This window comes from Yoonia sp. (assembly GCF_017854565.1).
In the GTDB taxonomy this organism is placed as follows: Bacteria; Pseudomonadota; Alphaproteobacteria; order Rhodobacterales; family Rhodobacteraceae; genus Yoonia.
The window spans coordinates 103,213-125,697 of the sequence record NZ_JAFMHJ010000001.1; the positions used below are offsets into that span (position 1 = coordinate 103,213).

Genomic DNA, 22,485 nt, shown 5'->3' on the forward strand with positions numbered 1-22,485 from the left:
TTCAGCAATGGACCAGCAATCAAAGGTGAAAATCACGTGACCCATATTATCGTTGTCGGTGCCGGTCAGGCTGGTGCATCCTTGACCGCCAAGTTGCGCAGCGCCGGGTTTGATGGCGACATCACCCTGATCGGTGCCGAAACGGTGCCGCCCTACCAGCGCCCGCCACTGTCAAAGGCCTATCTGCTGGGCGAAATGGCTCAGGAACGGCTATATTTGCGCCCTGCGGATTTCTATGTCGATCAACGCATTACCCTGCGGTTGGACACCCGCGTCGTGGCGATTGACCCTGCCGCCAAGACCGTGACCCTGACCGGCGATGAGGTCCTGCCCTATGATGAACTCGCGCTGACCACCGGCGCGCATCCGCGTACACTGCCCCGGTCCATCGGCGGAAATCTGGGCGGCGTTTTCACCGTCCGCGACCTCAGCGACGCGGACGCGATGGCCCCGGCGTTTGTCGCCGGCAAACGCGTGCTGATCATCGGCGGCGGCTACATCGGTCTCGAGGCGGCAGCGGTCGCGTCAAAACTGGGTCTGCAAGTCACGCTGGTGGAAATGGCCGACCGGATATTGCAGCGCGTCGCGGCGCCCGAAACGTCGGATTATTTCCGGGCCCTGCACAGGTCGTACGGCGTCGATATCCGCGAAGGCGTGGGGCTGGACCGGCTGTTGGGCGACGATCACGTCACCGGCGCACTGCTGACTGACGGGACCACGCTGGATCTGGACTTTGCCGTCGTCGGCGTCGGCATCACCCCCGCCACAATCCTGGCCGATAGCGCGGGACTGGCGATTGAAAACGGCATCAAGACCGATGCACAGGGCCGCACCTCTGATCCGCATATCTGGGCTGCGGGCGACTGCGCATCATGCCTTTTCCACGGCAACCGCATCCGCATCGAAAGCGTCGGCAACGCCATTGATCAGGCCGAAGCGGTCGCGCTGAACATGCTGGGCCACGATGAACCCTATACGCCAAAGCCATGGTTTTGGTCGGATCAATACGACTGCAAACTGCAGATTGCCGGGCTGAACACCGGCTACACCGACGTCTATGTCCGCCACGGCGATGCGCCGGGGGTGCAGTCCAACTGGTACTTCCGAGGCGATACCCTGCTGGCGGTGGACGCGATGAACGATCCGCGCAACTATATGATCGGCAAACGCCTGATCGACGCAGGGCGCAGCCCCAAGCCCGCACAAATCACCGATCCCGCAACCGATATGAAGGCCCTGCTGCGCCCATGAGGATCATCGGCGGCACCCATCGCGGCACCGCACTGGCCGCCGTCGGCACCGGCGATGCGGCCGCGCATCTGCGGCCCACGACAGACCGGGTGCGCGAAAGCCTGTTCAATGTCCTGCAGGGTGGGCGCTTTGGCGATCCGATCCGTGGCGCGATCGTGCTCGACCTGTTCGCAGGCACCGGTGCGCTCGGGCTCGAAGCCCTGTCGCGCGGCGCCGCCCACGTCACCTTCGTCGACAGCGGGCGGGTGGCCCAAAAGTTGATCCGCGACAATGTCGGCAAACTGCGCAGGCAGACCGACACGACCCTGATCGGCACCGACATCGGCAAACTGCCCGCAGGCCCGCCCTGCGACCTGATCTTCCTTGATCCCCCCTACGGCCAAGGTTTGGGCGGCAAAGCCCTGACCGCTGCCACTGCGGGCGGCTGGGTTTCCCCGGGTGCCTTGATCATATGGGAAGAAAACACCCCGCAAATCGCCCCTCCCGGCTTTGCCGCACTGGATCAGCGCCGCTATGGCGATACGTGGATCACGTTCATGCGCCGCAATCAAACAACCGATGCGCCCAGCGGCGGCAGCTAAAGCAGTTCAGCGGGGGCGACCCACCAGCTCATCTGCGACACCTGCAAGACGCGGGCCACCTGCCGCGCGGCGGCCATATCCTTGACCAATCCATAACAGGTCGCACCCGACCCCGACATGCCCGCCACGGCGACGTTCGGCTGCGCATCCAACTTGGCAATGGCTGCGGTGATTTCCGGGGCGATCATGCTGGCCGACGGCAGCAGGTCATTGCGCTGCCGGGCCAGCCAACCGGCAAAATCGTCGAAATCCAGCCCCGCCTGCAACGGCTCCATGGCGGTGCCGTTCTTATCGGCCAGCCCCTTGAACACATCCATCGTTGGCACAGCGACAGGCGGACGCACCAGCACCAGCGCGCACCCCGGCAACGCTGCTACCGGCGATAGCACATCACCAATCCCCGACATCCGCGTCGGGTTCGGCGCCTGCAGGCAAACCGGGACATCCGCGCCCAGCGCCAGCACCTCTTGGGCATGCGCCGGCAGCGGCGGCACCCCCCATAGCGCCGCCAGCATGGTCAGCGTGATCGCAGCATCCGACGATCCGCTGCCGATACCGGCAGCATGCGGCAGATGTTTTTCCAGCGTCAGCGCGGCGCCCTTGGTCACACCGCGCACCTGACGCAGCGCCTCGGCGGCACGGATCATCAGGTTGCTGGCGTCCGTGGGCACACCAAATGCAAATGGCCCCGTCACGCTGATCCGCAGATCAGGGGCAACCGTGGCACCCAGTTGATCCGCGACACCCGCGAACACCACCAGACTGTCCAGCAGATGATACCCGTCATCGCGTTGCCCCGTTACGTGCAGGGTCAAATTGACTTTGGCCGGTGCGGTGCCTCTAATTGTCGCCACGGGCAACCCTGATAGGGTCAAGACCCTCGTCGCGCCGTACCAGATCCAGCCCGCGGGCCAGCTTGTCACGGATACGGCCTGCGTCAGCGGCGTCAGGGTCGAACGACAGCGCGCGCTGCCACTGGAATTGCGCCTCGTTTTCGCGGCCCACAGCCCAATAGACATCGCCCAAATGATCGTTGATCACCGGATCGACCGGCTCAAGCGACGCGGCAAGCTCCATATGACCGACGGCCTCGTCGTAATGTCCCAACTGGAACATGACCCAGCCAAGGCTATCCATGATCGCACCATTATCGGGGCGTGCGGCGGCGGCGGCCTCGATCATGCCCAATGCCTCATCAAGCTTTTCACCACGCTCGACCAGCGAATACCCCAAATAGTTCAATACCTGCGGCTGCCCCGGACGCAGCACCAGCGCGGCACGAAAATCCAGCTCTGCCGCTGGCCAGTTTTCCAGCAGATGATTGCTGATCGCTCGGGTGTAATACACAAACCACTTGGCTGCGCTGTCGTCACTATACAGCGCCAGCGCGCGGCTATACGCTACCGCCGCCTCTTCATAGCGTTTGACCTGTCGCAGGGTATCACCCCGTGCGGCATGGACCTGCGGCAAATCGGGATGGCTGCGCGCCAAGGCGTCCAGCACCTCGATCGCGGCGTCGTCACGCCCCGCCGCGCGCAAGACTTCGGCGCGGCCCAACTCGGCGGCATCGAACGCGGGATCGTCACGCGAAACGCTTGTATAGGTGGTATTGGCCAAATCGTACTGGCCCAAATCGTCCAGCAACCGCGCCGTCATCAAAACGGCCTGCGTATTGCCCGGTGCCAGATAGGTCGCAGCCCGCGCATAAAGCAGGGTATACGCATCGGGCGCATCACCTTGGACCGCACCGGCGATGACATGGTAAATATCGGCGATCCCTTCGGTCGGGCTCGCCACGGCGTCATAGGCCACGGCAGTCCCCGCAATCAGCGCAGCGCGCAGCGCGGCAACGCCGGCATCCAACTGCGTGCCAAAGACCCCCTCAATAATCGCGACCGCATCATCGTTACGGTCCAACTGGCTCAGAATTTGGGCGTGAGCCATCGCACTGCGGCGACTATACCGCAGTCCACCCGTGGCCGATTCGGCAAACACGGCCTCAGCCGCTTCGAAATCCCCGACGGTGGCAAGGGCATAGGCCTTGTGCGTCAGCCCGTATATTTTCATCTCATCGGCTTCGATCACCTGATCAAAACTGGCCAAAGCCTTGACCATCTCGCCCTCGCCCATATGCGCCCAGGCCTGCGCCAGTCCGTCAACCAACGGGCCAATACTGCGCCCTTCCTCCAAAGCAGAGAAAATATAGTCCCAGTCACCCGATTTCACGGCGGACAGGCTCAGCACGATGTTGGCGATCTGACTTTGGTAACCAAGGTCGACAATCACCTGCGCAATCGGAATCGCACGGTCCACCTGCCCCAGCGCGACATAGGACGTCAGCGCGTTCTCAAGCAGGGCGGCATTGCCGGGGTCCGCGATCAGCCCCTTGGTGAAATAACGGGCGCCGCGGGCAAAATCATTCGTCAAACCGGCCTGCCGCGCGGCCAGATAGGCGCCGGAATCAGGGTCCGCCAACGCGGCTGTTGCAGGACAAAGCAGGCAGGCCAATACTGCGGCGGAAATGGAACGTCTGAACACAGTCACGAAACCCTCTTGATGCATGTCAGGCCAGACTAGAGCCACAAAGCGCGGCTTGCAAATGCGACATCGCGCAGGTGGCAAATTGTTGCGGACCGCACGGCAGGCACGGTCGCCGCAACCCAAACGACAGGACCAATGCGCTTGGTTTGGCAGCAGCGCCGTGTCGATCACCTGGATCACGCCATTCGCCGCGATGATATCCGCCGTCGCGACGTCCTGACGCCGATCGACCAACTGGTCCGGTGTCACAGCCCCCGGCACGACATTGCAGGTCAGGATCGCGACCAGCGTATCCTTGCTTTCAGGCAACAGCAGGCTTTCCACGGTGCCCGCAGGCAGCGCAGCAAAGGCGGCATCTGTCGGTGCAAAAACCGTTGCCCCCACGTAAGGTAGGTTTTAACCCACCCTAACCTTGCGTGTCCCTGCAATGCCGCCGGAACGCACCCTTCAGCAGGTCCAGCTCACTGCGCAACAACTCCACCTCTGCGCGGATATCCTCGGCCAAGGCCTCACCGGACAATAACGCGAAACTGGCAAGCGCATGCCCCTTGCCGTCAGCGATCACAAACGTCTGCACACCATCCCTGATCATATCCACAGGCACCGGCACCGTGACACGCCAAACGTCATGCGCCGTATCATGCTCCAGCCGCAGCCCATCGACGACCGCCCCCAAATGGGTCACCGTCAACTGCGGTTCATCCGCGCCCGCACCGATGAGCTCGCCTTCCCACAGGCCCGCAAAAAGCCGCGTCTTGGTCAATGTCCACTGTGTCATCAGCAAGGCCTTTCGCCGTTCAAAGCGCCGCACGCGGGTAGCGGCAAAAGGTAAGATCGCGGATCGAAATCTGATTCATCTGCGGGTTTTCAAACATCAAATCAACCCAAATCCGTGCGACCCGGCTTTCGTTCATCTGACTGTAGGCCAGATCGAATTCAACCATCACATCATCGTCCTGTTGCGGCAGTGTCAACAGCACCTGCTCGGTATTCGGGCCATGCTTCACATTCAGCCGGGCGAATACATTGATCGGACGCTCTGCATCAATCACGGCGGCCAAACGGATCAAATGCCGCTTTTGCAGGCCCACACAGGCCACGGCGGGCAGATCAATCACCAGTGACAGAAAATTCCCGTCAAACTGAAACACCTCAAGCGCAAGCCCGAACGGGGCCAGATCACGATCCTGCTGATTGCGCGTCTGCCGCAGCGCGATTTCGGTCGCGGCGCAGTCGTGGAAAATCGTGACCTCACCGCCAAGCGACATCTTGTTGCGCGCAGGTGCCAGTCCGCGTTTCGCCAGCGCGGCGCGCCATGCCTGTGGCCGCCACGCCCAATCGGTGCCCGCAGGCCGCGCAAATGCATTGGACCCGATGCGCGGCAATGCAAGGCGGCTGTCGGCGATATGGGTCAACTCCTGCAACGGGCCGCGCAATTGCCGGGCCCGCTGACGCTGCGCACGCAAAATCGACAGTTCTGCATCGGGCGCCGCCCGCGCGGCAGCAGTCCAGCGCGTCAATGCGCGCCTGTGCAGCAGCCGATCGACCAGTCCACTCAGGTATTTCGCCATATAGTCCCTATCCCGGATCGGCCCATTGCATGCCCCCGTCACCGCTTGCCCGGCGCCCTAGATCTGCGTGTCGCCGCCCGCCGCCGATACCCCTTTGACCACACGGTCAAGCAGCCACGACGCCATGCCATCTTGCAGCGGCGCACCCGCCAGACCGCGCACCGCAATTGTCACCAAACGCCCGTTCATATCCAAAAACGCGCGCCACTCTTCGCGTTGCAGGCCCGCTATCGGCGGTGGCGCGCTATCGGTGAAATGCACGGTGACATTGTTTTCAGATACCTGTGACCCCAAAACGGCAATGGTATCGGCGCTGCCGGTCGTGCTCAGCAGAACCGCCCCGGCGTCGGACACCAGCAGATCACGCAACGCAGGCTCGGCACCGGCAACGGCACCGCTGCCCGCGGGGCCAACCTGCACCGTCGCCACACCGACTGCGGCAGGTACCGCACCGCCGCCGCCCAATGTCACACAAGGTGCCATCACCGCGAACCCATCGCGCGGATCGCTCGCCCCCGGATCAAAGCAATAGCCGGCCGGGGTCGTCGCCATGATGTCCCCCCCAGCCAAGGCCAGCACGTTGACGGGCGCCGCAGGGGTACACCCTCCAACAGCCATCAACGCCGACACGATCAGGCCGATCACACAGCCAGGCCGCATACCGTCAAAGGTCCATATAGATGTGCTTTTCCATCTTCGCACCCGGATGCGTCACCGCACCCAACCGCGTGGACCCAACAAGCTGCGCGTATTTCCAAAGCGCACCTGACGCATAGATCGTGTCGCGCGGGCCTTTCCAATCGGCCTTGCGCGCGGCCAGCTCTGCCTCGGTCAGATCGACCTTCAGCTCACCCGTGATCGCGTTGATCGTGATGACATCACCGTTCTGCAGCAATGCAATCGGACCGCCATGCGCGGCCTCTGGACCCACATGACCGACACAGAAACCCCGGGTGGCACCCGAAAAACGACCATCCGTGATCAGCGCGACCTTCTTGCCCATGCCCTGCCCCGACAGCGCCGCCGTGGTCGATAACATCTCGCGCATACCCGGACCGCCTGCGGGGCCTTCATTGCGGATGACCAGCACTTCGCCTTCTTCATACCCACGGACTTTGACAGCCTCGAACGCATCTTCTTCACACTCGAACACGCGCGCAGGCCCGGTAAAGCTTTGCTCGGCCACAGACATCCCGGCGACTTTGACGATCGCACCTTCGGGCGCCAGATTGCCCTTCAGGCCCACAACACCGCCGGTCTGGGTGATTGGGTTTTCAACCGAATAAATGACCTTGTTGTCAGCTTCGCCTTTGATCATGTCCAGCTCTTCGCCGATCGAACGGCCCGAGGCAGTCATGCAATCTTCGTGGATCAACCCGGCCTTGCGCAATTCCTTCAGCACAACAGGCACGCCGCCTGCCTCGTACAGGTCCTTTGCCACATACTGACCACCCGGTTTCAGATCGACGAAATACGGCGTGTCGCGGAAAATTTCGCAGACGTCGAACAGATCAAAATCAATCCCCGCCTCGTGGGCAATCGCCGGCAAATGCAGACCGGCATTGGTCGAACCACCCGTACATGCCACCACACGGGCCGCATTTTCCAGCGACTTGCGGGTCACGACATCGCGGGCCCGAATGTTCTTTTCGATCAAATGCATGACCGCCTGACCCGACGCCTCGCCGTATTGATCGCGGGACTCGTAGGGGGCAGGCGCACCGGATGAATTCAGCAACGCCAGACCGATCGCCTCGGACACGCAAGCCATCGTGTTGGCGGTAAACTGACCACCACATGCGCCCGCCGATGGGCACGCCACACGCTCCAGAATTTCCAACTCTGCGTCGGTCATGTTGCCCGCCTGATGCTGGCCGACGGCCTCGAACACATCCTGCACGGTCACGTCTTTGCCGTTCAGCCGACCCGGCAGGATCGACCCGCCATAGATAAATACCGACGGCACATTCAGCCGCACCATCGCCATCATCATGCCGGGCAGAGATTTATCGCACCCCGCCAGACCAACCAGCGCGTCATAGCAATGCCCGCGCATCGTCAGCTCAACCGTGTCCGCAATCGCTTCGCGCGAGGCAAGCGAACTGCGCATGCCCTCGTGGCCCATCGCAATCCCGTCAGTGACCGTGATCGTCGTGAATTCGCGCGGCGTGCCATGCGCGGCCTTCACGCCCATTTTTACGGCCTGCGCCTGCCGGTTCAGCGAAATATTGCACGGCGCGGCCTCGTTCCAGCAGGTAGCAACGCCGACAAACGGCTTTGCGATGTCTTCTTCATCCAGACCCATTGCGTAGTAATACGACCGGTGCGGCGCGCGGCTTGGCCCTTCGGTCACATGGCGGCTTGGTAGGTTGGTCTTGTCGGCTTTGCCCTTAAGCATTGGTTGTTCTCCCGGAAACTATACAGAACGGTCTAAATAACCGACCGTCACGACACAAGACGGAACTGGTGTTGCGGCGCAATGGCGCTGCGGCCTAGTGTCGGACATGTCAGGTCATATTGATCCATACCGCGCACATCGCGCCTTTGCCCGCGCCGCAGCCCCCCGGACCCAGCGGTGGCGGCTTGCCGTCATGATACTGGGGTTCGAAGCCGCCTTCATCTGCGCGCCCCTCATTGTCGCATTTATACTGCCCGGCCCCGCCAAGACCGCCTACATCGAAGGCGTCAGCGCCTTTGGCACGCTGGCGCAATTTAGCACCTTCGCGGTGGCTGGCTATCTCTTTCTGCGCTTGCTCCGGCGGGTCCACGGGCGCGGGTTCTGGTCACTGATCGGACCGGCGGATCGCGCGGGTGCCGACCTTAAACGCACGGCAATGGCCGTCGGCCTGCTGCTGCTGGCGATTGAACTCCTGCCGCCTTGGGTCGTCTTGTCCGATCTGGCCGAAGTGCGCGGGCTGCTTCGCTGGGTCGCGCTGATGCCTTTGGCCTTTGCGGCCATCTTGCTGCAAGTCGGCACAGAAGAGCTGTATTTCCGCGGCTACCTGCAACAACAACTCGCCTGCCTGTCACCCTCTCCTGTGGTCTGGATGGGTATCCCGTCATTGTTCTTCGGGCTGTCACACTACTTCAACGGGATCGGCCCGGCGGATTCCATTCTCTATGTGGTCTGGGCCACCCTGCTGGGTCTGGCCTGCGCCGACCTGACCGCCCGCACCGGAACGCTGGGTGCGGCCATCGGGCTGCATCTGGCCAACAACGCCTTCGCGCTCCTGCTCGTCGGGATCCAGGGCAGACCCTCCAGCGGCCTCGCGCTTTTTCTCTACCCCGACTTCGATTCCACGGAATACGACTACAGCCTGCAGGCCCTGCTCGCACCCGGCGGCATCCTGCAACTGCTGACCAGCATCGCCATGGTTCTGGTCATGTGGCTCGCCGCCCGGATCGCAATAAGGCGCTGAAAATCATGCGCCTGCAATCGCACCGGCTATTTGTCTTGTGACTCTGGACCGCAGTGAAACACCTCGCGGGCAACGGCGTTTCGTGTCAGCGCGCCAGAGGTGACACTGACGACACCCGTCACATCATAAACGATGTCGCATGCCATAAAGATGTGCGTTTTATTGTTCCCAAATGACCCCAGACTGATCGTGTACTGGCCGGGTTCCCCATTGTCGGTGTTGTGCGCCTGAATATAGGCACGCAGCTGATTGTGGGACGTAATGCCATAGGCGGCCCCCCAGCCATCGCCATAATGCGTCGTCAGTCGCTTCTGTGCGTCCTTGAACGTCCAGGCATCGCTGTTCGCTTGCAACTGCCACGCCGCTTCCGCAGCAGCCTCCCGCTGCCCAAGTATCGCATCTTCGGCCTTCTGCGCATCTACTTTGCTGTTATGCGGTACAAGGCTGGCTTCGGTCGTGATCCACTTGCCCTTGGTCGGCCCCCAAGGTGCCTCACTCAGCTTCACCACCCGCTGAACAGGCGCGCTGCCGTTCGCCGCGTCATAAAGCGCCCGCAACTGCCTGACCTGCGGGCTGCTGTCGGCCCTATTTGCCAACTGCATCAACCGCGCCTCGCCGGGGCCCATTGTTGCCGAGCGTTCCCGCGCGACATGGCCGCCACTGCCAACAGGCCCGCGTCTTGCCGGTTGTGCCGCTCTGGGCTCGTTCGCCATCGTTGCGCGGCTCGCCATATCAACGCCACCCGTTTTCCGGTTGAAATTTCAAAATCAGTCACCGATCATTAAGCAATGCCCCATCTGCTGTTGCAACCAAATTTTCTGAAATTTCATCGCTCAAACACCGGTTTGACCCTGTTGCCCCCAGCCGCTGATTGCATTTCATTCCCCAGCGGCATATCTCAAAGGCGTTAACGCAAAAGGCATCCCATGAACTGGATTACCAACTACGTCCGTCCCACGATCAACTCGCTGTTTTCGCGACGCGAAGTGCCCGACAACCTGTGGACCAAATGTGGCGAATGCGGCACCATGCTGTTTCACCGCGAACTGGCGGACAATCTGAATGTCTGCACCAATTGCGATCACCACATGGCGATCGGCGCCCGCGACCGGCTGACCTCCATCTTCGACGGTGGCGTTTTTGTCGATGTGGCCGTGCCGGAACCTGTCCTCGACCCGCTGCATTTCCGCGACCAGAAACGGTACACCGACCGGATCAAGGACGCCCGCAAGAAAACCGGTGAAAAAGACGCGATGCTGGTTGCCGAAGGCGACATGGGCCGCACCCCGGTCGTCGTCGCGGTTCAGGATTTTTCCTTCATGGGCGGCTCGATGTCGATGTATGTCGGCAACGCCATCATCGCCGCCGCCCAGCGCGCGATCAAACTGAAACGCCCGCTGATCCTGTTTTCCGCCGCAGGTGGCGCACGCATGCAAGAAGGTATCTTGGGCCTGATGCAAATGCCGCGCACCACCATCGCGGTGCAGATGCTCAAAGAAGCGGGGCTGCCCTATATCGTCGTGCTGACCCACCCCACGACCGGCGGCGTCACCGCATCTTATGCGATGCTGGGCGATGTGCAGATCGCGGAACCCAACGCGCTGATCGGCTTTGCCGGTGCCCGCGTGATCGAACAGACCATCGGTGAAAAACTGCCCGAAGGCTTCCAGCGCGCCGAATACCTGCTTGATCACGGCATGTTGGACCGAGTGACCAAGCGGACCAACCTCAAGGACGAGCTGGTCACCATCATCCGCATGCTGACCAAGCAAAACGCCCCGATCAAAGGCGACCTGCCTGCGCCTGCAATCAAATCGGACGCCGCCGGCGAGATCGCCGCAACGGACAAAGCCAAGTGACAGCGCGCTCTGATGTGATCCTTGAAAGGATGATGGCCCTGCACCCCAAGGTCATTGACCTGACGCTGGATCGGGTCTGGCGGTTGCTTGCCGCGCTGGACAATCCGCAAAACCGCCTGCCCCCGGTGATCCACATCGCCGGCACGAATGGCAAAGGCTCGACTCAGGCGATGATCCGCGCGGGCCTTGAACAGACCGGCGCAGGCGTCCACGCCTATACCTCCCCGCATCTGGCACGGTTCCACGAACGGATCAGGCTGGCGGGCGACCTGATATCAGAGGACGCGCTGACCGAAGTCCTTGATCGCTGCTACCGCGCCAACGGCACCGACCCGATCACATATTTCGAAATCACCACCGTCGCCGCGTTGCTGGCCTTTGCCGAAACCCCCGCCGATCATACCTTGCTCGAAGTCGGGCTTGGCGGGCGTCTCGACGCGACCAACGTGATCAGCGCACCCGCCGTGACCGTGATCACCCCCGTTGATCTGGACCACCAGCAATACCTTGGCGATACCCTGCGCGAAATCGCGCGCGAAAAGGCCGGGATCATCAAACGCGGCGTGCCCTGCGTTGTCGGCCCGCAGCACGACGAATCCATGGACGTCATCGCAGATATCGCCGCACGTCTGGGCGCGCCACTGCACGCCTACGGGCAGCAATGGCATGTCACGACCGAACGCGAACGGCTGATCTTTCAGGACGAACGTGGCCTGCTGGACCTGCCGTTGCCCGCCCTGCGCGGCCCGCATCAGATCATGAACGCCGGTGCCGCCATCGCCACCCTGCGCCTGCTGCACAAAGACGAAGCCGCCTGCGACGCCGCCGTCACCGCCCCCTACTGGCCCGCCCGCATGGAGCATCTGAAAACCGGCGTGCTGGCTGATCTGGCCGCCCCCGCCGATCTCTGGCTTGATGGCGGCCACAACCCCGCCGCCGGGCACGCGCTGGCCGCCACCCTCAAACAGCTACCTGCCCGCCCGATCCACCTGATCTGCGGCATGCTGAACACCAAAGACATCGGCGGCTATCTGGCCCCCCTGGCTGCCGTCGCCCAAAGCCTGACCGCCGTCTCGATCCCCGGCGAGGCGAACACAATCCCCGCCAGCGAAACCGCCGCCGCCGCACAAAAGGTCGGGCTCACCGCCCATAGCGCCGACAGCGTGCAGACCGCGATCACCCGCATCACCGCAACGACCCCCAACGCACGCATCCTGATCTGCGGATCACTGTATCTGGCCGGGCACGTCATCCGGGAAAACGGCGGATGATCCGGGGGCTGTCCATCATCATGATGCTTTCCGCCAACCCGACGCAAGCGGCGGACTACTATTTCTGCTGGACCGGATCGAACAACTATACAATGACCGGCCAAATGACAGTCCCCGACGCGGCCCTGTCCAAACCAATCGTGACGGCCGATGACGTCACCCGCTTTAAAATCGCCGGATACCGCGATGGCAAACTGCTTGGCAAATGGGACATGGCAGCGCGGGGGCCGGACGACACATGGGTCCTGAATTTCGACCCCGCCACCAACAGCTTTCTGCCCGGCGATACCCCCCTGCTCGGCTACTCTCAGGGCTGGAACGCAAACGGCGACACCGACAACTGCGGACCGGGCGGCTTTGGCTTCAACTCCGGCGGCTACGCTCAGGATTTCTGCGTGAACAATGTCTGGATCGAAGAAAGCGGGATTGATCCGCCCACGCCCTTTCTGGTCAGCCCGACGCCCGTTGACCCATTCTGCCGGATCATCGCACCCCTAAGCTAACGATTGCCGAATCATGGGATTGACTGCGAATCACTTCATGACGTAGGGTCACAGGCAACGCGAAGCGCCGACGCAAAAGGCGCCGCTGGGCAGTCTTGGCAGGGCGAGTGGGCAGGCGTTAAGCCTGTCTTCTTGTGCGCGACGACAGGCGCCCCCCACCATAAACCTTAACACTACCTTCACATTTGCAGCGCACGGTCGATTTACCGGCGCGGGAACGTACATATGTACATACGCGCCCTGCACGGGTTCCCTACGGGATATTTACGCGCTTTTGGCCAAATAAACCTGCATTAACGCATGATTCGCGATGGCCATCGCCGCATCCGGTACACCGGGGCACCGAACGTTGCCCGTTACGCCACGTTGGGGGTGACGGACGGGTGCGTTTTGGCCATTCTCAACCAGCAACCTGGGAGGCGCGCAATGACCCGATATCCACATCTTCTGGCCCCGCTTGATCTGGGATTTACGACGCTGAAAAACCGGGTTTTGATGGGGTCGATGCACACCGGGCTTGAGGAAACGAAAGACTGGAACCGCGTCGCCGAATTCTACGCCGCGCGCGCGCGTGGCGGTGTCGCGCTGATGGTCACCGGCGGCATGGCCCCCAACCCCGAAGGCGGTGTTTTTCCAGGCGCCGCAGGGCTTTACACCGACGACGACATCACAAACCACCGCATCGTCACCGACCGCGTGCATGCCGCCGACGGCAAGATTGCGATGCAGATTTTGCACGCCGGACGCTATGCATATTCGCCCGATTGCGTCGCCCCCTCCGCCATAAAATCCCCAATCTCGCCGTTTGCGCCCAACGCGTTGGACGAGGCCGGAATCGAGAAGCAAATCAGCGATATGGTCACCGCCGCCACCCGCGCCCGACAGGCCGGTTACGACGGCGTCGAGGTGATGGGATCAGAGGGTTATTTCCTCAACCAGTTCCTTGTCACCCATACCAACAAACGCACGGATCGCTGGGGCGGCAGCTACGAAAACCGCATGCGCCTTCCCGTCGAAGTGGTGCGCCGCGTCCGCGCAGCCTTAGGCCCTGATTTCATTGTGATTTATCGGCTTTCGATGATTGATCTCGTGCCTGATGGATCGACCTGGCAAGAGGTCGTGCAGCTTGCCAAAGCCATCGAAAATGCGGGCGCGACGATCCTCAACACCGGCATCGGCTGGCACGAGGCGCGCATCCCCACCATCGCCACCTCCGTCCCCCGCCGCGCCTTCACATGGGTCACGAAAAAGCTGATGGGCCAGGTCGGAATTCCAGTCATCACCTCCAACCGGATCAACATGCCAGACGTCGCCGAAGCCGTCCTTTCGGATGGTTGCGCCGACATGGTCAGCATGGCGCGTCCGTTCCTTGCCGACGCTGATTTCGTCGCGAAAGCCATGGCCGGCACAGCCGCCGAAATCGCCCCCTGCATCGCCTGCAATCAGGCCTGTCTGGACCACACCTTCGGCGGCAAACTATCGTCATGTCTGGTCAATCCACGCGCCTGCCATGAAACCGAGCTGACCGTAGAAGCCGCTGTAACAAAAAAGAAAATCGCGATCATCGGCGCCGGGCCGGCAGGTCTTTCTGCGGCGCTGACGGCTGCGGAACGCGGCCACCATGTCACGATATTCGACAAGACGCACGAACTTGGCGGCCAACTCAATATGGCCAAACAAGTGCCCGGCAAAGAAGAGTTTTGGGGCCTCGTCGAGTACTATAAAACCATGGTCGCAAAGGCAGGGATCACCCAGCGGCTTGGCACCACGGCAACCCCCGATGACCTGACCGATTTCGACGACATCATCATCGCAACCGGCGTCGCCCCCCGCGATCCCGCGATTCCCGGCCAAGACGGCCCCAACGTGCTGTCCTACATCGACGTCCTGCGCGGCAAAGCCAAGGTCGGCCAGACCGTCGCCGTCATTGGGGCAGGTGGCATCGGGTTCGACGTGGCCGAATATCTGGTGACCGACGAAAGCCCGACCGAAAACCTGGACGAATGGTTGCAGGAATGGGGCGTCGGTGACCCCGAAGCAACACGCGGCGGCCTGCGCCCAGAGGGGCCAAAGCCAGACGCGCCAATGCGCCAAGTCACTCTGCTACAACGCAAATCCGAAAAGCTGGGCAAGCGTCTGGGCAAAACGACCGGCTGGATTCACCGCGCGGGCCTACAGATGAAAAACGTCCGGATGGTGGGTGGTGTGAGCTACGAAAAGATCGACGCCTACGGCCTGTACGTCACCTACGGCCCGGACCATGGCAGCCCGACCCTCATTCCAGCCGACACCATCGTGCTTTGCGCCGGGCAGGTTCCGGAACGGTCACTTGCCGATGCGCTGATCGCCGCCGGGCGCGCGGTTCATATCATTGGCGGGGCAGATGTCGCCGCCGAGCTGGACGCGAAACGCGCCATCGACCAGGGAACACGACTGGCCGCAACCCTGTGACGCCACAAAAAACCGCTGAATTATGGCAGGGGCCGCACGGCACGAAATGCCAACCGGGCACCGCTTCCACGCTGTGACTCCATAGAAACAAGGTGGCCAGCGGACCACCCCGCTGTTTCCGCAACCGCACCAAAGCCGACAGATACCCCGGTATTGTCAGGCATTCGTCCCATTCCTGCCTGAATTCACGCCCAATAAAGAAGGCGAACTGATTGGTTGTAGGGAACGGGTATGGATCGTCTGACGGAAATGGAAGCCTTCGCTACGGTTGTTGACCAAGGCGGGTTCACGGACGCCGCAAAAAAGATGGGGATTTCAAAGTCTGCCGTCTCGAAACACGTTTCCTCTCTTGAGGCGCGGCTGGGTGCCCGTCTTCTTAACCGTACCACCCGACGCGTCAGCCCGACCGAAATCGGCCTTGCCTACTACGACCGCGCGCGCCGCGTTCTTAACGATGCCGGCGAGGCAGACGCGCTGGTCACGTCGATGCAGTCCGCGCCGTCCGGCCTGCTGCGGATCAGCGTGGCAACCGATTTCGGGGTCAATCATCTATCGCCAGTTCTGGGCGATTTTCTTTCGGAATTCCCTGATATCACGGTAAATATGGTCCTGAATAACCGTTATGTTGAACTGATCTCCGAAGGGTTTGATATGGCCGTTCGGATCGGAGAACTGGAAGACAGTACCCTGCGCGCCCGCAAGCTGACGGAAACAACAAAGCGGATGATTGCCAGCCCCGGCTACTTTCAGGCATATGGCCGACCCGAAAAGATCGACGATCTGAACGGGCACAAATTGCTGCACTATTCCAATCAGGCGAACTCTGCCGTGTGGAAACTGACCGCGCCTTCGGGCGAGAAACGACAGGTCCGGACGGCGGGCTGGCTGACGGTGAATGATGGCCAGTCATTGCTGAACGCCTGCGTCGGCGGCCTTGGCATCGCGTATTTGCCCAGCTTTCTTTACGCGGATGCAATGCGCAACGGTCTGGTCGAAGAAGCAATTCCCGATCTGCCGGTCGAAACCCAAGGCATCTATGCTGTGTACCCTCCGGGGCGTTTTACCCAACCCAAGGTACGGGCCTTCATTGATTTTCTTGCGCATGCCTTTGCCGAAAAAGGGCCTGACATCTGGTAGGCATCCGCGACATTCCCAAGGTGCAACAACACCTCACTGGCGCGGCCCGCACTGGCCGCGCTTTTTTTTCGTAGGATGCCGCACAAGTGCCCCCCTGATCCGTTCATTCCGACGTTGATGTGATAATAACTTCGACACGCCGGTTCGCCTCGCGGCCGGCGTCCGTCAGGTTGGATGCGATAGGCGACAGATAGCCCATGCCCTCGGCCCCCAGCTGCCGGCGGCTGACACCGTAGTTGCTGATCAAGCGTTCAAGCACGGACCCGGCCCGCCGTTTGGACAGCGCAATATTTGCAACAAGCGATCCAGAAGAATCGGTGTGCCCCACCAGCGCGACCGTGCGATCCGGAAAAGCGGCCAGATAATCGGCCAGCGCCTGCAACGATGCAAACGGCCCTTCACCCAACTGCGAGGACCCCGTGTCAAATGTCAGATCGCCAAGCACCGCGTGCCCCGTCGTATCAAGACGATCAGCCAGCCCCCCAGACGCCGGTTCACTGCCCGACGCCCGCAGCGGCGGCGCCCCCGAGGTGGCCAGCCGTTCTGGCTCTTGCTGGGGTGGGCCGACGCGCGTGACCTGCACAAAACCCGCCTGCGTGGTGCGGCTTACAAACAGGCTGATGTATTCGGGGCCATCCGCGCCCATCCGTTCGGCCGACAAGAACCGAAAGTCGCCAACGTTGATTTGCATCTGTGGCGGCGGCAATGTTTCAACACCAAAACGGAAGTCAAAGCCGCCGCAGGCCTCTGTCTGGCATTCAAAAATGATCCGGAACCTGTCATTGCGCAGCTGTTCACGCAAAGGCCGCAAAAGCTGCAAGGTGGTCAACCCAGACGCCGCGATCCGCCACGCCTGCCGCGTCAACTGACCTTCGATCACCTGCGCAGGCAAGGCCCCGTTCGCCCAGATTCCGACCGGCATGGCATAGCTATCAAGATCGCTGGATGTTGCGTCCTCAAGGCTGGCGTTACTGGGGAAATCCAGCGTTTGCGCATGCGCGGCACCCGCCATGGACAAAAAAAGGCCGAGCAGCAAAAAAATCATCGCGCCTGCGCGTGGTAGCCGTCGTTGGGCCGCATGTCCGTGGCTGAGGCAATGCGGTTGCTCATGTTATAGAAACCGGCCACGGCGGCGATGTCCCAGATATCGCGGTCAGAAAAGCCGACTTGCCGCAGGGAATCGCGGTGCCTTTCTTCAATGGTGGCACTGGCCACGGTCATCAGTTCTGCAAATTCCAGCATCGCGCATTGTCGCGCATCCAATGGCGCCACCCGCCAGTTCATGACCAGCATCTCGCCCAGCTTTGGATTGCCAGACAACTGCCGCACCGCCGCGCCATGAGCGGTCAGGCAATAGTAGCATTTGTTGATTGACGATACGGCCACTGCGATCATCTCGCGCTCTAACTTTGACAGGCCGGACGCTGCCAGCATCACATCATTATAAAGCGCGGTGAACGCATTCAGCTTGCCCACGTCAAAGGCATAGGCCTGCAGCACATTTGGAATCATCCCCAATTTTTCCTGACAGACGTCAAAGTATTTCTGCGTATCGGCAGGCAGCGGATCGGCCATGGGCAGATCAAGGGCTGTGGGTTTCTCGGTCAAGGGTTCACTCCTTCAAGGTCCGATAGTGATAGTGTCCCACAACCATCATCCCGAGGGAAGCATAGAGAGTATTGGCCGCCGCATTCGCCGTTGTCGTGACAAGCGTCAGATATTCCGCGCCATGGTCACGCCCCCAAAACGCCGCCGCGCGCGTCAGGTGTTGGGCAAGCCCCTGCCGCCGGTGTCCCGGTGCGATTTCCAATGCGTGGATCATCGCGCAACCCTGCGCGATGCCGACATAGACCGTACCGGCGGGCCGGTCATTCAGCCGCCCAAGCAAGGTGGTCTTGGGATGCGGCGCGCGATCCATCACGCTGATCCGCCCCGGCCCGATGCCGCCCTGCGCCCAGACCTCTGCCTGAACGGCAAGCGGTGGCCAGACTTGAAACGTGGTCACAGCGGGCGGGCGTTGGGTCGCGATCACATCCACCGGGGCCGCATACATCGTGACCGGATCTTTGATGACATAGCCCGCGTCATCCAGCATCTGATCAAGTGCCGTATCACTTTCGCGGATCATGAACAGGGGTGTTTGCCCAAGCGCGCGCATCGCACCGGCGGCCATGTCGATGGCGTCAGGCGTCACCGGCCTGGCGGCAGTTGCCGCACTGACCCGGCTTCCGCCGCCCTGCCCATCACGGATGATCCACGGCCCGACAGTCTGCTTTGCGGCCGCTGGCCATGTCGCATCAACGACCGCATATAGCGTTGTGGGGTCAGGTCGCGTCATGCTGGAAACAGGGCGGCGAGCACGCCCATCGCGGCATCCAGCCGGGCGGCATCACTTCCACGCACCACTAGATTGGACCCATAAACACCGTCTTTTTGGAACGGATAGGACCCAACGGACAAATCGCCGAACTGCGCTGCAAAGTCCCCCAAGGGACCGGCAATATCACCTTCACCGCGCACAACCCGCAAAGTGCGCGATATCAGCGGCGCACCACCCGTAAGCGTTGGCAATATGCTTGCGACCATCGCCTGAAACACTGATGGCACACCGGCCATGACATGGACATTCTGCAGGGTGAAACCGGGTGCCGTACTGACCGGATTGTCGATCAGCGTGGCCCCCTGAGGGATTCGCGCCATCCGCAACCGCGCCGCATTCATCTCCTGTCCGGATCGGTCGTAATGCGCCTGAAGCAAGGCGCGGGCATCGCTGCGGATGTCGATAGGCGTGTCAAAAGCGGCGGCGATGCAGTCAGCGGTGATATCATCATGCGTTGGCCCAATCCCGCCGCTGGTGAACACGTGATCATAAGCCGCAGAAAGCGACTGCACGGCGGCAATAATCGCAGGGGCATCGTCGCTGACGACCCGTACCTCCTTCAGGTCGATCCCCGCCTCCGTCAGCCGTCCTGCCAGATGGTGCATATTCGCGTCGCGGGTCCGGCCCGACAGTATCTCATCCCCGATGACAAGCATGGCGGCGGTGGGGTTAGGCATGGGTGGTTCTCCTGTGCGTTTGAATGGGTTATAGGCTGCCCCTATGCTCTTTTCCACGCCCCTTGTGCCCGCCCGGCTGATCCGCCGCTACAAACGGTTTCTGGCCGACATCCGGCTTGAGGACGGGCGTGATGTGACCGCGCACTGCCCGAATCCCGGGTCCATGATGGGACTGGCGGAACCGGGCATGAGAATCTGGCTGGAACCCAACGATGACCCCCGCAAAAAGCTGAAATTCGGCTGGCGCTTGGTGGATCATGAAAACGGGCATTTCACCGGGGTTGATACATCCGTACCCAACAAGGCACTGAAGGCGGCGCTCATGGCGCGTCAGGTGCCCGGCCTGCCCGATTACACTCTGGTCCGGCCCGAGGTGAAATACGGGCAAAACAGCCGCATTGATTTCCTGCTGTCAGGCAACGGACCGGACACCTATGTCGAGGTGAAAAGCGTGACACTGTCGCGCCAACCCGGCCTTGCAGAATTCCCCGACAGCGTGACCGCACGCGGTGCCAAGCATTTGTCAGAGATGGCGAATATGGTCCGCGCGGGGCACCGCGCGGTGATGTTTTATCTGGTCCAACGCACAGATTGCAGCGCGATGACCCTCGCCACCGATCTTGACCCGACATATGCCCGCGCATTTGCGGATGCACGCGCGTCAGGGGTCACTGTTCTCGCCCAATCCTGCCAGATCACCCCACAAGAAATAACACTTGGGTCATCAATCCCGTTACGAGACTAGAACTTCACCCCCGTTTCGCTTATGCCGCTGGGGAAACACGACTAAGGAAAACCAACGTGCAGACCAACACCGGCCGCCTGACCAAAGACGGCATCCGCATTCATGAAGCCACTGATTTTGCCGGCATGCGGACCGCAGGCGCCCTTGCGGCGCAGATTCTCGATGATATCGCCGAACATGTTTTCCCCGGTCAGACAACCGGAGAGATCGACCGCCTGATCACCCAATGGGTGCAAGATGCCGGCGCGACGTCCGCCACGATTGGCTACAGGGGATATCAGCACGCCAGTTGCATTTCGGTGAACCATGTCGTCTGCCATGGTATTCCGGGCGACAAGATACTCAAGGATGGGGACATCCTGAATATTGACGTGACCGTGATCGTGGATGGCTGGTTCGGCGATACCAGCCGGATGTATGTGGCAGGCACCCTGTCACGCAAATCCGAGCGGCTGATCGAGGTCACGCATGACGCCCTGATGAAAGGGATCGAGGCCGCAAAGCCCGGCAATACCTTCGGCGACATCGGCCATGCGATCCAGCTTTATGCGGAAAGCAACCGCATGTCGGTTGTGCGCGACTTTTGCGGGCACGGGCTTGGCCGGGTTTTCCATGCGCCACCCAATGTCCTGCACTACGGGCGCCCCGGAACCGGCCCGATCCTGGAAGAGGGCATGTTCTTTACCATCGAACCGATGATCAATATCGGTCGCCCGGAAACCAAGGTACTTGCCGACGACTGGACTGCCGTAACGCGCGACAAATCGCTGTCGGCACAGTTTGAACATTCCATCGGGATCACGGCAGACGGCTGTGAGATTTTTACGCTTTCACCAGGCAACAAGTTTCACCCAACCTACCAGATCTGAAAACTGCACGCGCCGGGCGTAATTGGATTTCACGTGCTCTTTGGGTTTCGCCCACGCTCAGAAACGGGCGCGCCTTATCAGGAAGTGCATCTGTCTGTGGAAAATGCGCCAGCACAGCCAGCTTGTGGCGGACGGGCAATGCATCAAGCGCCTGTTCGCCCGGGTACAGGCTTTCGCTGGGAACGCCATTGGCGTAAATCACCGCATGTACCGACAGCAAAAGGTGGTGATAGGTCACGGCCTTTACGCCCTTCTTGACCCGAACATAGCGGCGGTCGGTCAGGCCGATGGCAGGGGCCAAAACCTCGGTGCCGTGGGCATCAATCATCAGCATCCGGTGCTGCGGTGACACCACAAGCGTTGCGGCTGGCATCGCAGGACCCATGCTACCGGGCTTAAAGGCAACCGGTTTCTGATCGGGATCTGCTCCTTTGGAGAAATCAAGCATCGTGCTGCCTGTCCACAACACCGGCTGCGGCCCATGATCAGCAGTCAGAATCTGGTCACCGACCCGCAGGGTTTCGATCAAACACGGTCCGTCTATCGTATCAATCATAGTCCCGCTGGCATAGCAGGGCACAAAGGCCGGGCCGTAGATATAACCATCGGTTGCCGCATCATATTGGTAGGAAAAACCGGCGCCCGGGTCATCCTGCACCGCATCCCCGTCGATCACACCCAACAATGTCGTCCCTGTAAAACCCGATATACCTGCGACATTGGGGGTGTTGGTCGACATGTTGAACACGATATATTCACCGGTAGCAGGGTTCACCAGCGCAATTGATTCGCGTGCGCCGCCGGAACTGCCTTCAGTCAGCAGGTTCGTGTTGGGGCTACCCGTACCGGATTCCAGCCCCCCCTCCGACGCCTCTTGCGCAAACCCCAGCGTGCCGGTAATTTCGTTGATGACCCAGAGCGTCTGACCCGGTGCCAGGATCGTTCCCGGCGGAAATGTATGGAACAGCCCGTCCTGTGGCGGGTCATCCGCGCCGCTCCCCGTCGAGTCAGACCAGGTTTGCCAGCCCGAAATATCCAGGGGGGCGCCGGTCGTATTGGTGACCGACACGAACTCATCCTCTTGGCTCGCAGCCCCATCACCGTCTGTATCAAATTCCGTGCCACCGGAATTGTCGGGCATGATCTGACCGAAAATCAATCCATCAAGACTGAGAGGCATTCACAATCTCCCTTTGAAACGCGGCACTGGCCACTATGTACCTCACTTAA

Annotated in this window: 22 protein-coding genes; 10 read left to right on the forward strand and 12 right to left on the reverse strand. The window is 61.2% G+C overall.

Going from position 1 to position 22,485, the window contains the following annotated elements; translation table 11 throughout:
• The first annotated feature begins 36 nt into the window (after positions 1 to 36).
• On the forward strand, positions 37 to 1,251 hold the full coding sequence (locus tag QZ196_RS00550) for an FAD-dependent oxidoreductase (RefSeq protein WP_296422772.1): 1,215 nt from the start codon (positions 37 to 39) through the stop codon (positions 1,249 to 1,251).
• Complete coding sequence (gene rsmD, locus QZ196_RS00555; protein ID WP_296422773.1) at positions 1,248 to 1,832, forward strand: 16S rRNA (guanine(966)-N(2))-methyltransferase RsmD; 585 nt, start codon at positions 1,248 to 1,250, stop codon at positions 1,830 to 1,832. The genes QZ196_RS00550 and rsmD overlap by 4 nt, the downstream gene beginning before the upstream one ends.
• On the opposite strand, the gene QZ196_RS00560 is transcribed toward rsmD, so the two are convergent.
• The 6 genes from QZ196_RS00560 to ilvD are packed head-to-tail and all read right to left on the reverse strand — an operon-like array spanning position 1,829 to position 8,342.
• On the reverse strand, positions 1,829 to 2,686 hold the full coding sequence (locus tag QZ196_RS00560) for a 4-(cytidine 5'-diphospho)-2-C-methyl-D-erythritol kinase (protein WP_296422775.1): 858 nt from the start codon (positions 2,684 to 2,686) through the stop codon (positions 1,829 to 1,831). The genes rsmD and QZ196_RS00560 overlap by 4 nt on opposite strands.
• Positions 2,673 to 4,757, reverse strand: a complete 2,085-nt coding sequence (locus tag QZ196_RS00565) for a tetratricopeptide repeat protein (protein ID WP_296422776.1) — start codon at positions 4,755 to 4,757, stop codon at positions 2,673 to 2,675. Before QZ196_RS00565 ends, QZ196_RS00560 begins: the two co-directional genes overlap by 14 nt.
• Before the next feature lie 22 nt (positions 4,758 to 4,779).
• Positions 4,780 to 5,151 carry a hypothetical protein gene (locus QZ196_RS00570; protein WP_296422778.1) on the reverse strand — a complete coding sequence of 124 codons (372 nt, stop codon included), beginning with the start codon at positions 5,149 to 5,151 and terminating at the stop codon, positions 4,780 to 4,782.
• 19 nt (positions 5,152 to 5,170) lie between these two features.
• The gene (locus QZ196_RS00575) at positions 5,171 to 5,944 is read right to left on the reverse strand and encodes a DUF6478 family protein (RefSeq protein WP_296422779.1); all 774 of its coding nucleotides are present in this window, start codon (positions 5,942 to 5,944) and stop codon (positions 5,171 to 5,173) included.
• A gap of 57 nt (positions 5,945 to 6,001) precedes the next feature.
• Positions 6,002 to 6,604, reverse strand: a complete 603-nt coding sequence (locus tag QZ196_RS00580; protein ID WP_296422781.1) for a dihydroxy-acid dehydratase — start codon at positions 6,602 to 6,604, stop codon at positions 6,002 to 6,004.
• A 4-nt stretch (positions 6,605 to 6,608) separates the two neighbouring features.
• Positions 6,609 to 8,342: a dihydroxy-acid dehydratase gene (gene ilvD, locus QZ196_RS00585; protein WP_296422783.1), complete on the reverse strand. Its 1,734-nt coding sequence runs from the start codon at positions 8,340 to 8,342 to the stop codon at positions 6,609 to 6,611.
• 106 nt (positions 8,343 to 8,448) lie between these two features.
• On the opposite strand from ilvD, the gene QZ196_RS00590 reads away from it, so the two are divergent.
• Positions 8,449 to 9,363 (forward strand): type II CAAX endopeptidase family protein, encoded by a 915-nt coding sequence (locus QZ196_RS00590; RefSeq protein ID WP_296422786.1) that lies wholly within the window; start codon positions 8,449 to 8,451, stop codon positions 9,361 to 9,363.
• Between the two features lie 26 nt (positions 9,364 to 9,389).
• Here QZ196_RS00590 and QZ196_RS00595 read toward each other — a convergent pair whose 3' ends face one another.
• Positions 9,390 to 10,094, reverse strand: coding sequence for a hypothetical protein (locus QZ196_RS00595; RefSeq protein WP_296422788.1), 705 nt, complete (start codon positions 10,092 to 10,094; stop codon positions 9,390 to 9,392).
• A 195-nt stretch (positions 10,095 to 10,289) separates the two neighbouring features.
• Between QZ196_RS00595 and accD the strand changes: the two genes are divergently transcribed.
• The 5 genes from accD (at position 10,290) to QZ196_RS00620 (ending at position 16,584) form a co-directional block, all read left to right on the forward strand.
• Positions 10,290 to 11,222 (forward strand): acetyl-CoA carboxylase, carboxyltransferase subunit beta, encoded by a 933-nt coding sequence (gene accD, locus QZ196_RS00600; protein WP_296422790.1) that lies wholly within the window; start codon positions 10,290 to 10,292, stop codon positions 11,220 to 11,222.
• Between the two features lie 29 nt (positions 11,223 to 11,251).
• A complete protein-coding gene (locus QZ196_RS00605) occupies positions 11,252 to 12,493 on the forward strand; it encodes a folylpolyglutamate synthase/dihydrofolate synthase family protein (protein ID WP_296423036.1) in 1,242 nt (413 codons plus the stop codon).
• Positions 12,490 to 12,996, forward strand: a complete 507-nt coding sequence (locus QZ196_RS00610; RefSeq protein ID WP_296422792.1) for a hypothetical protein — start codon at positions 12,490 to 12,492, stop codon at positions 12,994 to 12,996. Before QZ196_RS00605 ends, QZ196_RS00610 begins: the two co-directional genes overlap by 4 nt.
• 426 nt (positions 12,997 to 13,422) lie before the next feature.
• Entirely contained in the window at positions 13,423 to 15,447 is a 2,025-nt protein-coding gene (locus tag QZ196_RS00615; RefSeq protein WP_296422794.1) for an NADPH-dependent 2,4-dienoyl-CoA reductase, read from the forward strand.
• A 231-nt stretch (positions 15,448 to 15,678) separates the two neighbouring features.
• Positions 15,679 to 16,584: a LysR family transcriptional regulator gene (locus QZ196_RS00620; protein ID WP_296422796.1), complete on the forward strand. Its 906-nt coding sequence runs from the start codon at positions 15,679 to 15,681 to the stop codon at positions 16,582 to 16,584.
• Between the two features lie 103 nt (positions 16,585 to 16,687).
• Here the strand turns inward: QZ196_RS00620 and QZ196_RS00625 are convergent, their stop codons facing one another.
• Genes QZ196_RS00625 through QZ196_RS00640 form a run of 4 tightly spaced genes read right to left on the reverse strand, consistent with a single transcriptional unit; the run spans position 16,688 to position 19,641 of the window.
• Positions 16,688 to 17,629 carry an OmpA family protein gene (locus QZ196_RS00625; protein ID WP_296422798.1) on the reverse strand — a complete coding sequence of 314 codons (942 nt, stop codon included), beginning with the start codon at positions 17,627 to 17,629 and terminating at the stop codon, positions 16,688 to 16,690.
• Positions 17,626 to 18,192: a peroxidase-related enzyme gene (locus tag QZ196_RS00630; protein ID WP_296422799.1), complete on the reverse strand. Its 567-nt coding sequence runs from the start codon at positions 18,190 to 18,192 to the stop codon at positions 17,626 to 17,628. Before QZ196_RS00630 ends, QZ196_RS00625 begins: the two co-directional genes overlap by 4 nt.
• Positions 18,193 to 18,196: 4 nt before the next feature.
• Positions 18,197 to 18,922, reverse strand: coding sequence for a GNAT family N-acetyltransferase (locus QZ196_RS00635; protein ID WP_296422802.1), 726 nt, complete (start codon positions 18,920 to 18,922; stop codon positions 18,197 to 18,199).
• Positions 18,919 to 19,641 carry a molybdopterin-binding protein gene (locus QZ196_RS00640; protein ID WP_296422804.1) on the reverse strand — a complete coding sequence of 241 codons (723 nt, stop codon included), beginning with the start codon at positions 19,639 to 19,641 and terminating at the stop codon, positions 18,919 to 18,921. The genes QZ196_RS00635 and QZ196_RS00640 overlap by 4 nt, the downstream gene beginning before the upstream one ends.
• Positions 19,642 to 19,684: 43 nt before the next feature.
• Between QZ196_RS00640 and sfsA the strand changes: the two genes are divergently transcribed.
• Both sfsA and map read left to right on the forward strand, forming a co-directional pair.
• Positions 19,685 to 20,386: a DNA/RNA nuclease SfsA gene (gene sfsA, locus QZ196_RS00645; protein WP_296422806.1), complete on the forward strand. Its 702-nt coding sequence runs from the start codon at positions 19,685 to 19,687 to the stop codon at positions 20,384 to 20,386.
• A 56-nt stretch (positions 20,387 to 20,442) separates the two neighbouring features.
• On the forward strand, positions 20,443 to 21,255 hold the full coding sequence (gene map, locus QZ196_RS00650) for a type I methionyl aminopeptidase (protein ID WP_296422808.1): 813 nt from the start codon (positions 20,443 to 20,445) through the stop codon (positions 21,253 to 21,255).
• Here map and QZ196_RS00655 read toward each other — a convergent pair.
• The gene (locus QZ196_RS00655; RefSeq protein ID WP_296422810.1) at positions 21,209 to 22,435 is read right to left on the reverse strand and encodes a Hint domain-containing protein; all 1,227 of its coding nucleotides are present in this window, start codon (positions 22,433 to 22,435) and stop codon (positions 21,209 to 21,211) included. The genes map and QZ196_RS00655 overlap by 47 nt on opposite strands.
• Positions 22,436 to 22,485 lie beyond the last annotated feature (50 nt).

Coding starts and splice junctions, on each gene's coding strand:
- rsmD (WP_296422773.1), top strand. CDS start 1,248: ATGAGGATCATCGGCGGCACCCATCGCGGCACCGCACTGGCCGCCGTC.
- QZ196_RS00570 (WP_296422778.1), bottom strand. CDS start 5,151: ATGACACAGTGGACATTGACCAAGACGCGGCTTTTTGCGGGCCTGTGG.
- QZ196_RS00575 (WP_296422779.1), bottom strand. CDS start 5,944: ATGGCGAAATACCTGAGTGGACTGGTCGATCGGCTGCTGCACAGGCGC.
- QZ196_RS00580 (WP_296422781.1), bottom strand. CDS start 6,604: ATGCGGCCTGGCTGTGTGATCGGCCTGATCGTGTCGGCGTTGATGGCT.
- ilvD (WP_296422783.1), bottom strand. CDS start 8,342: ATGCTTAAGGGCAAAGCCGACAAGACCAACCTACCAAGCCGCCATGTG.
- QZ196_RS00590 (WP_296422786.1), top strand. CDS start 8,449: ATGTCAGGTCATATTGATCCATACCGCGCACATCGCGCCTTTGCCCGC.
- QZ196_RS00595 (WP_296422788.1), bottom strand. CDS start 10,094: ATGGCGAGCCGCGCAACGATGGCGAACGAGCCCAGAGCGGCACAACCG.
- accD (WP_296422790.1), top strand. CDS start 10,290: ATGAACTGGATTACCAACTACGTCCGTCCCACGATCAACTCGCTGTTT.
- QZ196_RS00605 (WP_296423036.1), top strand. CDS start 11,252: ATGATGGCCCTGCACCCCAAGGTCATTGACCTGACGCTGGATCGGGTC.
- QZ196_RS00610 (WP_296422792.1), top strand. CDS start 12,490: ATGATCCGGGGGCTGTCCATCATCATGATGCTTTCCGCCAACCCGACG.
- QZ196_RS00615 (WP_296422794.1), top strand. CDS start 13,423: ATGACCCGATATCCACATCTTCTGGCCCCGCTTGATCTGGGATTTACG.
- QZ196_RS00620 (WP_296422796.1), top strand. CDS start 15,679: ATGGATCGTCTGACGGAAATGGAAGCCTTCGCTACGGTTGTTGACCAA.
- QZ196_RS00625 (WP_296422798.1), bottom strand. CDS start 17,629: ATGATTTTTTTGCTGCTCGGCCTTTTTTTGTCCATGGCGGGTGCCGCG.
- QZ196_RS00635 (WP_296422802.1), bottom strand. CDS start 18,922: ATGACGCGACCTGACCCCACAACGCTATATGCGGTCGTTGATGCGACA.
- QZ196_RS00640 (WP_296422804.1), bottom strand. CDS start 19,641: ATGCCTAACCCCACCGCCGCCATGCTTGTCATCGGGGATGAGATACTG.
- sfsA (WP_296422806.1), top strand. CDS start 19,685: ATGCTCTTTTCCACGCCCCTTGTGCCCGCCCGGCTGATCCGCCGCTAC.
- QZ196_RS00655 (WP_296422810.1), bottom strand. CDS start 22,435: ATGCCTCTCAGTCTTGATGGATTGATTTTCGGTCAGATCATGCCCGAC.